This is a genomic window from Spongiibacter sp. (genome assembly GCF_984394615.1).
This window is the reverse complement of record NZ_CFHTQA010000040.1, coordinates 23,237-32,259: the sequence shown is the minus strand read 5'-3', so window position 1 is coordinate 32,259 and position 9,023 is coordinate 23,237. Positions and strand designations below refer to the sequence as shown.

The 9,023-nt window shown below is 57.3% G+C and carries 12 protein-coding genes; 6 read left to right on the top strand and 6 right to left on the bottom strand.

Going from position 1 to position 9,023, the window contains the following annotated elements:
• The first annotated feature begins 102 nt into the window (after positions 1 to 102).
• The 4 genes from AC5DB9_RS13450 (at position 103) to AC5DB9_RS13435 (ending at position 2,985) form a co-directional block, all read left to right on the top strand.
• Positions 103 to 405, top strand: coding sequence for a type II toxin-antitoxin system RelE/ParE family toxin (locus AC5DB9_RS13450; RefSeq protein WP_272991878.1), 303 nt, complete (start codon positions 103 to 105; stop codon positions 403 to 405).
• 139 nt (positions 406 to 544) lie between these two features.
• Positions 545 to 916 carry a hypothetical protein gene (locus AC5DB9_RS13445; RefSeq protein ID WP_272991876.1) on the top strand — a complete coding sequence of 124 codons (372 nt, stop codon included), beginning with the start codon at positions 545 to 547 and terminating at the stop codon, positions 914 to 916.
• 60 nt (positions 917 to 976) lie between these two features.
• Positions 977 to 1,744 (top strand): glutathione S-transferase N-terminal domain-containing protein, encoded by a 768-nt coding sequence (locus AC5DB9_RS13440; RefSeq protein WP_272991873.1) that lies wholly within the window; start codon positions 977 to 979, stop codon positions 1,742 to 1,744.
• A gap of 326 nt (positions 1,745 to 2,070) precedes the next feature.
• Positions 2,071 to 2,985, top strand: coding sequence for a DMT family transporter (locus AC5DB9_RS13435; protein ID WP_022958182.1), 915 nt, complete (start codon positions 2,071 to 2,073; stop codon positions 2,983 to 2,985).
• Positions 2,986 to 3,035: 50 nt separating this feature from the next.
• Here the strand turns inward: AC5DB9_RS13435 and AC5DB9_RS13430 are convergent, their stop codons facing one another.
• Entirely contained in the window at positions 3,036 to 3,506 is a 471-nt protein-coding gene (locus AC5DB9_RS13430; RefSeq protein ID WP_491732062.1) for an RcnB family protein, read from the bottom strand.
• 156 nt (positions 3,507 to 3,662) lie between these two features.
• Here AC5DB9_RS13430 and AC5DB9_RS13425 point away from each other — a divergent pair, with 156 nt between their 5' ends.
• Complete coding sequence (locus AC5DB9_RS13425) at positions 3,663 to 4,181, top strand: nuclear transport factor 2-like protein (RefSeq protein ID WP_022958180.1); 519 nt, start codon at positions 3,663 to 3,665, stop codon at positions 4,179 to 4,181.
• A 34-nt stretch (positions 4,182 to 4,215) separates the two neighbouring features.
• On the opposite strand, the gene AC5DB9_RS13420 is transcribed toward AC5DB9_RS13425, so the two are convergent.
• The 4 genes from AC5DB9_RS13420 to AC5DB9_RS13405 form a co-directional block, all read right to left on the bottom strand.
• Complete coding sequence (locus AC5DB9_RS13420) at positions 4,216 to 4,737, bottom strand: outer membrane beta-barrel protein (RefSeq protein WP_272991866.1); 522 nt, start codon at positions 4,735 to 4,737, stop codon at positions 4,216 to 4,218.
• Between the two features lie 106 nt (positions 4,738 to 4,843).
• Positions 4,844 to 5,374 (bottom strand): porin family protein, encoded by a 531-nt coding sequence (locus AC5DB9_RS13415; RefSeq protein WP_272991862.1) that lies wholly within the window; start codon positions 5,372 to 5,374, stop codon positions 4,844 to 4,846.
• Positions 5,375 to 5,464: 90 nt separating this feature from the next.
• Positions 5,465 to 6,745, bottom strand: coding sequence for an acetyl-CoA hydrolase/transferase family protein (locus AC5DB9_RS13410; RefSeq protein ID WP_272991860.1), 1,281 nt, complete (start codon positions 6,743 to 6,745; stop codon positions 5,465 to 5,467).
• Positions 6,746 to 6,757: 12 nt separating this feature from the next.
• Positions 6,758 to 7,033, bottom strand: a complete 276-nt coding sequence (locus AC5DB9_RS13405) for an acylphosphatase (protein ID WP_272991858.1) — start codon at positions 7,031 to 7,033, stop codon at positions 6,758 to 6,760.
• Between the two features lie 126 nt (positions 7,034 to 7,159).
• Between AC5DB9_RS13405 and yghU the strand changes: the two genes are divergently transcribed.
• A complete protein-coding gene (gene yghU, locus AC5DB9_RS13400; RefSeq protein ID WP_272991855.1) occupies positions 7,160 to 7,999 on the top strand; it encodes a glutathione-dependent disulfide-bond oxidoreductase in 840 nt (279 codons plus the stop codon).
• A 225-nt stretch (positions 8,000 to 8,224) separates the two neighbouring features.
• On the opposite strand, the gene AC5DB9_RS13395 is transcribed toward yghU, so the two are convergent.
• Positions 8,225 to 9,004, bottom strand: a complete 780-nt coding sequence (locus AC5DB9_RS13395) for an outer membrane protein (protein ID WP_272991852.1) — start codon at positions 9,002 to 9,004, stop codon at positions 8,225 to 8,227.
• Between the last annotated feature and the right edge of the window lie 19 nt (positions 9,005 to 9,023).

Below are 9,023 nucleotides of genomic sequence, written 5' to 3'. Positions count from 1 at the left end.
GGAGTTGCTCGAAGATATCCATCGTTCGGAGGCGCAGATTGAGGTGGGCGAAGGCGTTCCTCACGCCCAGGCAAAGGATATGATTTTGAGGAATTTGCGTCAGTGAATCTGGAATGGTCCCCGCTTGCACTTGAACGCGTCAGTGAAATTGCCAGCTATATAGCTTTAGATAAACCTTCGGCGGCGGAAACGTGGGTGGACGGATTATTCGAATCGGTGGAGCGCCTAAAGTCGCACCCGATGAGCGGGCGCAAAGTTCCTGAGGTTGGACTTGAGCGAATTAGAGAAATCGTCTACGGCGCATACCGAGTAATTTACGGCGTCGATGAACGCGTCCGAAAAATTTCCGTGCTTACGGTTCGCCGAGGCAGTGAAATGCTTCGGACGGAAGAGTTCGAATTGTAAAGCACATAACAATCAGTTGCAGACCGACAACAGGCGCTACGCATCTTTTGTGTTACTCGCTGGCGCTCAAACAATAACACAAAAGCTGCTCCGTACCTGTCGCGGCTGAACTGGGCGTTATGTGCAATGAGGAGAATGTGTGTTTAGCAACGTCATCTTTGAATTCAAGATGCATAGACTCCTTAAGAAAATTGCTCGGCAGCGAGTGACGATGATTTTGCAGCCTGGAAATGTTCCGGTAATCGAGCGTGCTGTTGATCATGATGAGGTAACGAAAACCTTGATACTAACGGCTCAAATCAGGGGGTGGGTTGAGATCCTCCATGAATCCATGCCTACTGGCCAGATTGATGCCAAAGGCGAGATAAACCCCTCACAGCCTTTTCAGTCCCGAGAAGATTATTGGAAGCTAACAGATTCCGGATGGGCTGCGATTCAGCGCAGGCACCAGCTATCACTGCTTAGCATAGCTGTAGCTTTGCTTGGGGTTTACTTTGCTATTGGCACATAACAAGTCGCAGCAGTACGCGGTGCTAGCGTAGTCACATAATTATTCTTTGGGGGAGTCACTATGAAAGCGCTGGATGTTGCGACATCGGTCTTTGCCAGTTCCAGCCGTGCCTGGCGTGGTACGGCGGCCTTTAACGGGGCGCAAAAAAAGCCCGAAAAGCTGCTGAAGCTCTATGAGTTTGAAGCCTGTCCTTTTTGTCGGCTGGTGCGCGAAGTGCTGTCGGAGCTGGATCTGGATGCGATGGTTTATCCCTGCCCCAAGGGCGGGATGCGTTTTCGCACCGAGGCGCTGGATTTAACCGGCAAGAGTCAGTTCCCGCTGCTGGAAGATCCGAATACCGGTGTGGTGTTGCAGGAGTCGGCAGACATTATCGATTACCTTTATGCGGAGTACGGTGATGGGCGAAAGGCACCGCGTGGTGTTCGTCGTGCGGCCCAGTTGCTGGGCTCGCATGTCGCTACCGGCTGGCGTTCCTTGCCTGCCACGCATGGTTTGAGTGCCCGCGATTCGGTGGCGCCCGCTAAACCGCTGGAGTTGTACAGTTTCGAGTCCAGTCCGTATGCCCGGCTGGTGCGCGAGCGCCTGTGCGAGCTGGAGCTTCCCTATCATTTGCGCAATTTTGCCAAGTCGCGCTGGCAGGAAATGGGGCCGCCAGTCGTGCGCGAAAAATTCTTTCCCGATGCGCCGATCACCAGCGACAACCGCTGCCGCCTGTTTGAGTTGACCGGGCGCAGTCAGGTGCCGTATCTGGTGGACCCGAATACCGGTGTGGCGATGTTTGAGTCGGCGGATATTCTGGCGTATCTGGATCAGGAGTACGCCGCCTGAGTATGGCTTGCTGACGACGGCTTACCGCCTTGGTATCCCGTCGCGCAATTAATGCTTGCGCGCTCAAACGGCGCTGCCTTATAGTGCTTTTCAATCTGAATCTCTGAATGTATTGCCATGCAAAATTGTTGGGCCCCGAAGATGTCTGTCGTCGCTCGCGCCGTTGTGCGCGTGGCGCGATGGCGTGCGGCCCAGAGATGATGCAGCGTTAAACAGCAGATTTCTTTTCAAAGGCCGCGGACAGTTCTCCCGCGGCCTTTGTCGTTCTGGCCTTGGAAAACTGTCCTCTCCCCAAAACGTGTAGGGGAAAATACAGGGACACCATCATGTTTGTGAAATTGACCTATCTGTTGGTCATCTTCATTTGGGCGACCACGCCACTGTCGATCAAGCTAGGGGGCGATACCCTCAGCCCGATGGCCGCACTCAGCCTGCGTATTGCACTCGCCTTTATGGTGGGCAGCGCGGTGTGCACACTGTTTGGTCTGGCGGGGCTGTCGGTACGCCGCAATGGCAAACTGTATTTCGCGGCGTCGATCAGTCTGTTCCCGAATATGGCGCTGGTATACATGGCGACACAACACATCAGTTCGGGGCTGGTGTCCCTGCTGTTTGGTCTGTCGCCGTTCTTTACGCTGTTACTGGCTAAACCCATTCTTGGCGAGAACCTGATTCGACCCCGCAAGCTGCTGGCACTGAGTATTGCCGCGCTGGGGCTGGGCTGTATCGTTTTCGATAAGGCGGCGCTTAGCGGTGATGGCCTGACCGGAATCGGCTTAATGCTGGTATCCAATATATTGTTTTCCGGCAGTGCGCTATGGGTGAAAAAGCTCAATGCCGAGTTGAGTGTGCCGCCCTTCGAGCAAGCCTTGGGCGCGATGGCTTTTGCTTTGCCCGGTATGTTGCTGAGCTGGGTCTTTGTGGTGGGGGTGGAACCGATTGTATTCAGTCCAGTATCGCTGGCATCGCTGCTGTATCTGGCGCTGTTTGCTTCGCTGGTGGGCTTCGCGGCGTATTACTTTATTCTGCGGGAAATGAGTGTGGAGGCCGTGTCGCTCATTCCGCTGATTACCCCGGTATTGGCAATGACGGCGGGCGTACTGGTCAATGACGAGCAGGTCTCTACCGGCATGTTTGTCGGTGCGGGAATGATCCTGTTCGGGCTGGCAATCCATTCGGAGTTTAATCCGCTGCGACTGCTCCGGCGGCAGGAAACGGCTCTGGCCGCGGTGAAGGAATAAGCGGCATGAAGGTGATCCCTCGAATGACGGATCACCTTCGTTCGGTCTGCCTAAAACAGGTCTTCGAGTGCATCAATAACCACGCCGGTAGCGGTGCTGATCAGCAGTACATCCGTACCCACACGGACTAATTTCTGGCCTTCGGGCGTACGGCCCAGTTCGTGAAGCAGGGCATGAGGCAAATCGTAGTAACGCACATCGTCGGGCAGACGGTGGCCGCGCTGCCACTGTTTAGCCTGTCCCGGCGGCTGGCAGCCGTTGCCTTTTTTCGCCAGTCCGGGAGGGCATTTGCCGCTGCGCGCGGTGTCGCTGTAATACTGGCGGATGTCGCTGGTACGACGGTCGCTGAAGTAGCGGCCTCCATCGTAGTGGCCCTGCTTGCCTTGTTTCATTGCATGGCCGGGCGGTGTTTGCTTGCCGTTGTTCCCCGCACCTTCTGGCGGCTTGGCAAAGGCAGCGCCGCTTCCGAAAACGACAGTGCTGACGAGCAGCAATAGTGTGCGTCTGTAGGTTTTCATCATGCATTCCCCATTTGTTATTGCGCTGGAGCGGTGCGGCCGTGGCCGCGCCGTTGTGTAATAGATATCACTAAAAGGGAGGATGTTCCGGTCGGTTGAGGAGAAATAGGCTAAAGCACGAACCGGTTCTCATCCTCTTACAATAACAGGGAACAGATTATGGCACTGAGTGAAACGGCCCTGCGCGAGCTGGCCGACAAGTTGATTCGCGCGCACCGGCAGGCTGACGAGACGAATGAGTGGACGTTTTTCGTCGACGAGCTATACGACCGCGACTGCATTTATACCTGCGAGTATGCGGGGACCATGAATGTGACGGCGCGCGGGACGGAAGAGATTAAAGCCACGCATTATGGCCGCGATATGCAGAAGGGCTGGGAAGCGTGGACCTTTCCCTATGCGGGCGTCTATGTGGGAACCGACAACCGGATTATCACCCACTGGATGAATCGCGGACCTGGCCGACGAGACAATGGCGAGTTTTTCGAAACGCCGGGCGTATCGTTTATTACCTTTAGCGACGGCGGGAAAATTATCCATCAGCTGGATATGTTTGATCTCGCGCATCAGATGCATTTGTGTGATGAACTGGAGGCGCAGGGGCTGTTGTCGCCGGAGTTGAAGAACAACTGGGTGCTGCCGATGAAACAGAAGCTGGCCGCCATGCTCGACGCATAGCGGCACTGCGTGTGACTGATGAAATATTGTCTCGCTAGAATTGCGCGATCAGCCCGGCACCCAGCAGAATCGCGTCTTCTTCGATGCGGGTGACTTCGAGCTCGATGCGGAATATTTCCCCGCGAAACCCCGCACCGATACCGGCACTGAAGCCGGTGTCGGATTCGTTGATGTTCTCATTCTCGTAGTCAAACGCGATTTCCTCTTCTAGCCAGCCCGCTTTGACTTTGAAATAGACTTCGCCCTCTGTTCGGTAGGCGAAGTAGGCGGCGGTGGTGTCCACATCGAAATCATAGCTGCTGCCACCAAAGGGTTCGGTCAGCGAGCCTTCCCCGCTGTTGCGTTCAAGCTCAATGGCCCAGCCGCCGAAGTTGTATCCGAGAACGAAGCCGGTCATTGCCGGGTCGTCTACCTCGTAGCCAGCATCAATGTCGAGCCGACCGATTTTGGCGCCGAGATAGGGGCCGCTCTCCGCCGCGGAGGTTTCTGCCACGGCGGGCATGGCGGATGCGAGAATAAGCCCTGAGGTCAGAGCAAACGGAATAAGGGGTTTCATACACAGTTCCTTGTGGGGATAACGTCCTTGGAGCAGAAATAATGTGCCATTCGCGCGCCGAGGGCAATGACTTTCCGCCACTGCCCTCAGTCGCCGAGAAGGTGCTTTATAGCTGGTAGATCAGGCCGAAGCTGAGCAGGTTGGCATCGTTGTCCACTTTGCTGAATTCCCCTTCGATGCGGAAGTTGTCGAGGCGGATGCCGACGCCAACGCCCATGGAGAATTCGGTTTCACTTTCGTCGGTCTGTCCCATCCCCGTGATGTCAGCTTCCACTTCCGATCTGACGGCACCCGCGCGGGCTTTGAGGTAAGCCGGCCCCGGAGTGCGGTAGGCAACAAACAGGCCCAGCGTGTCTGCGTCGTAGCTGCCAGTGTTGCCGAGAATATTGATGTCGCCATCGCCGGTATTGTATTCGGCTTCCACCGATACGCCGTTAAAGCCGAGACCATAGCCCACCAACACGCCGACCGTATCGGCGTTTTGTATGCCGTCCACGTCGACTTTGAGTTTGCCGAGTTGCCCGCCGACATAGAGCCCGAGGTCGGTTTCGGCGGGAGATTCATAGTCTGCCAGCGCCGGGAGTGAGCTGGCGAGCAGGCAGGCGGAGAGCAATGTGCGCAGGGAGCGGTGCTTCATAACGTATTCCTTTTAGAATTATTAGATGCTTGGAGCATAGTCGCAAAATCTGGCGAATGCGAGAGTCTGGCTGAGTGACGTCGTGCGGGTTCAGAGACGCAGACCGGCGTCGAAACACTGGCGATGGAGCGGGTCCTGAAAGTCGGGATGGGCGATGGCGATCAGTGCTCTGGCGCGCTCGCGCAGGCTGCATCCGCGCAGCGAGGCGACACCAAATTCGGTAACAACATGATCGATTTGCGCGCGTGAGGTGACCACGCCAGCGCCGGGGCTGAGCTGGGTGACCAGTCTGGAGACGGTGCCGCCCGCCGCGGTGGCGGGCAGGGCGATAATGGACCGACCGCCTTTGGAGAGCTGTGCCCCGGTGACAAAGTCGACTTGCCCGCCAAAGCCGGAATAAATACGGCTACCAATAGAGTCGGCGCAGACCTGGCCACTGAGGTCGATTTGAATAGCGCTGTTAATCGACACCGCCTGGGGGTTTTTTCTGATGACCGCCGGGTTGTTCACTTCTTCGATATCGGTGAAGGCAATATCGGTATTGTCGTCGACAAAGTCGTAGAGGGCGTTGCTGCCGAGGACAAAGCCGGTGACGAGCTTGCCGCGCTGAACCACCTTGTTGCGATTGGTGATCACGCCGCGCTCGATGAGCGGGAGGATGCCGTCGGCAAACATCTCGGTGTGGATGCCCAGATTGTCGTGCTGCTGCAGAAAATGCAGCGCAGCGTCGGGGATGGCGCCAATGCCGGTTTGCAGGCAGTCACCGTTTTCGACCAGTTCGGCCACATGCCGACCGATACGAAGATGAACCTCGTTCAAGGTGGCGGGAGGGTGTTCGGGTAATGCACTGTCGATTTCTACCGCATAGTCGATATCGCAATAGGGAATGCAGGCGTCGCCGTGGGTGCGGGGCATGCGGGGGTTGATCTGGGCGATGATCGTTTTGGCGACGTCACAAGCCGCGCGGGTGGCTTCCACCGATACCCCCAGCGAACAGTTGCCGTGGCGGTCGGGCGGCGAGACCTGGATCAAGGCCACATCCACCGGCTGGACTTTCTGCCGGAACAGGCGCGGAATTTCCGAGAGAAAGATGGGCACGTAATCGGCGCGCCCGTTGTTGACCAGTTCGCGCATTTCCTTGCCGACAAAAAAACAGCGGTTGCGCAGATGACCGTCCAGCGCCGCTGCGCACAGGGCATCGGCGTGTTCGAGGTGCAGCTGCATCAGTGTGAGGTCTTGCAGCGACAGGGCCTTTTCCGCCAGGGCTTCCAGCAAGCGGTAGGGCGTTGCCGCCATGGAGTGGCACCACAGCGTATCGCCGGATTCAAGAATGTTGAGTGCGTCCTGTGCGGTGTTGCAGAGTTCCGTCATGACGGCTGAACCTCAGAGAGTGGGGCGCTGTTGAAAGCCGGTCACTGGCTCCGGCTCGGTGGGCGTGGCGGTAACGGATTCAACGCGGGCTTTGGGAGAGCCGTCATGGCAGGCTGCGATTAAGGCATCGACCTGATCTGCGGGGCCATAGACCAGTGCTTCCACGCTGCCGTCCTGACGGTTGCGCACCCAGCCATTCAGGCCCAGCGCTTTGGCCTGCCCGACGGTCCAGCGGCGATACCACACTCCCTGGACCTTACCGGTGATACGGAGCTGCACACACTTCATGACTGTCTCCCTGATAAGGAAATGCTATTGTGTCGCATGCGCCAGAGCAGGCCAAGGGGCCGGGCGCGATGATGCCATTCTGGTGTCCTGCGGATTGGGGCGCCGATCGACGAGGAGCTTTGCACGATGTCTGAATCCAACTACATCCCGCCCAAAGTGTGGACCTGGGATGCCCAAAGCGGCGGCAAGTTCAGTAATATCAATCGCCCGATTTCCGGCAGCACACATGAAAAGCCACTGCCACGCGGCGAGCACAAGCTGCAACTGCACTCGCTGGCAACGCCCAATGGTGTAAAGCCCACGGTGATGTTGGAAGAGTTGCTGGAGCTGGGCATCAGCGATGCCGAGTACGATGCCTATACCGTGAATATTATGGACGGTGATCAGTTTGGCAGCGGCTTTGTGAGTATCAACCCCAACTCCAAGATTCCGGCACTTATCGATTACAGCAGTGAGCCGCCCACGCGGGTATTCGAGTCCGGCGCCATCCTGCTCTATCTGGCTGAAAAGTTTGATGCCTTCTACCCCAAAGACCCGGCTCAACGTGCCGAGTGCCAGAGCTGGCTGATGTGGCAGATGGGCAGTGCTCCCTTCCTTGGTGGCGGCTTCGGGCACTTCTACGCCTACGCGCCGGAGAAGTTTGAATACCCGATTAATCGCTACACCATGGAAGTGAAGCGCCAATTACATGTGCTGGATACGCTGCTCGCAGAACGTCAGTACATTTGCGGCGATGACTACACCATTGCCGATATCGCCATTTACCCCTGGTATGGCGCACTGGCTCTTGGGCAGCTCTACGATGCGGCCGAATTCCTGGATGTGGAAAGCTATAGCCATGTGCGCCGCTGGGCGCAGGAACTGGAGGCGCGTCCGGGCGTGCAGCGCGGACGCCGGGTGAACCGCGTATGGGGGCCGGAAGAGGAGCAGGTGCCCGAGCGCCACAGCGCCGCCGATTTTAAATAGTGCCGATGATCAAAAGAAAGGCAGCGTACTAGTACGACGCTGAGCAGCCTGGGTGGGTGATCCGAATGCGTACTCTGCGCTTATAAAGTAGGCATTTCATGACCCACCTTGGCTCCCCTTATCAGGGAGCCTTTTTTGTTTGTGGCTGGTAGACGGGATTGATGGGCCGGGGCTTGCCGCAACGGCCTGCGACCGTCGCGACAAGATGGCTCAGAACAAGATGGTTCAGAAGTGGTAGCGAAGGGCTACGCGTACGGCCTGAAAGTCGAAGTCATCGTCGCTGCCCTGCGCGTTCGTGCCGCCGGATGCGGCGTCGCCAAAGGCGTTGAAGGCTCCGTTATTGCCGCCAATGATCGATTGCTCGCCACTGAAGTTCGTTGAGAAATCTGCGTCACCCAGGTCGATGTATTGATACTCAAAGGCTGCAGAGAGCTGCTTGGTGAGCTTGGCTTCAACACCGACACCGAAGAGGTAGCCGATATTGCGATCATCGTCGCCGTTGTCACCGCGGAAGGCGCCTGAGTTGCCCTGCCAGCTGTAATCGACGTCGCCATAGGCGGCGCCCAGTTTGACGTAGGGTAAGAACGGGCTGTCGGTCGCGTAACCAATGCGTGCGGTCAGCGTGCTGAGTGTATCGATTTCGCGGCGTTCAACGTAGGTGGCGGGGGTGGCTGAGAAGGCGCTTTGTTCCTGCGAAAGGTCGGCAAGGGCGATGCTCAGCTCGGCGCCGTATACCCACTGCCCCTGTTGCAGGTTGTAGCCCAGCTCGACACCGGTCAGGCTGCCGGCGTTGAACTTGCCGTCAAAGTTGTCGCCGAAAGCGGCGTCGATAGCGGCTTCATTGTCGCTGCCATCGGCGCGCTTGAATTCCAGTTCGCCATTGTCGCCGGGGTTGAAGCCGACCCCGATGCTCACGCCGGTGTACAAACCCTCCCATTGCTCGATCGCGAATGCGGGTGTCGCCAAAAGCGTTGCTGATGTCAGCGCGGTAAGTAGCCGATACATAGTGATTCCCCCTCGTTTG

What these genes read in the sequence shown, in the direction of transcription:
- AC5DB9_RS13440 (WP_272991873.1), top strand. Translation starts at nt 977, where the DNA reads ATGAAAGCGCTGGATGTTGCGACATCGGTCTTTGCCAGTTCCAGCCGT.
- AC5DB9_RS13435 (WP_022958182.1), top strand. Translation starts at nt 2,071, where the DNA reads ATGTTTGTGAAATTGACCTATCTGTTGGTCATCTTCATTTGGGCGACC.
- AC5DB9_RS13430 (WP_491732062.1), bottom strand. Translation starts at nt 3,506, where the DNA reads ATGATGAAAACCTACAGACGCACACTATTGCTGCTCGTCAGCACTGTC.
- AC5DB9_RS13425 (WP_022958180.1), top strand. Translation starts at nt 3,663, where the DNA reads ATGGCACTGAGTGAAACGGCCCTGCGCGAGCTGGCCGACAAGTTGATT.
- AC5DB9_RS13420 (WP_272991866.1), bottom strand. Translation starts at nt 4,737, where the DNA reads ATGAAACCCCTTATTCCGTTTGCTCTGACCTCAGGGCTTATTCTCGCA.
- AC5DB9_RS13415 (WP_272991862.1), bottom strand. Translation starts at nt 5,374, where the DNA reads ATGAAGCACCGCTCCCTGCGCACATTGCTCTCCGCCTGCCTGCTCGCC.
- AC5DB9_RS13410 (WP_272991860.1), bottom strand. Translation starts at nt 6,745, where the DNA reads ATGACGGAACTCTGCAACACCGCACAGGACGCACTCAACATTCTTGAA.
- AC5DB9_RS13405 (WP_272991858.1), bottom strand. Translation starts at nt 7,033, where the DNA reads ATGAAGTGTGTGCAGCTCCGTATCACCGGTAAGGTCCAGGGAGTGTGG.
- yghU (WP_272991855.1), top strand. Translation starts at nt 7,160, where the DNA reads ATGTCTGAATCCAACTACATCCCGCCCAAAGTGTGGACCTGGGATGCC.
- AC5DB9_RS13395 (WP_272991852.1), bottom strand. Translation starts at nt 9,004, where the DNA reads ATGTATCGGCTACTTACCGCGCTGACATCAGCAACGCTTTTGGCGACA.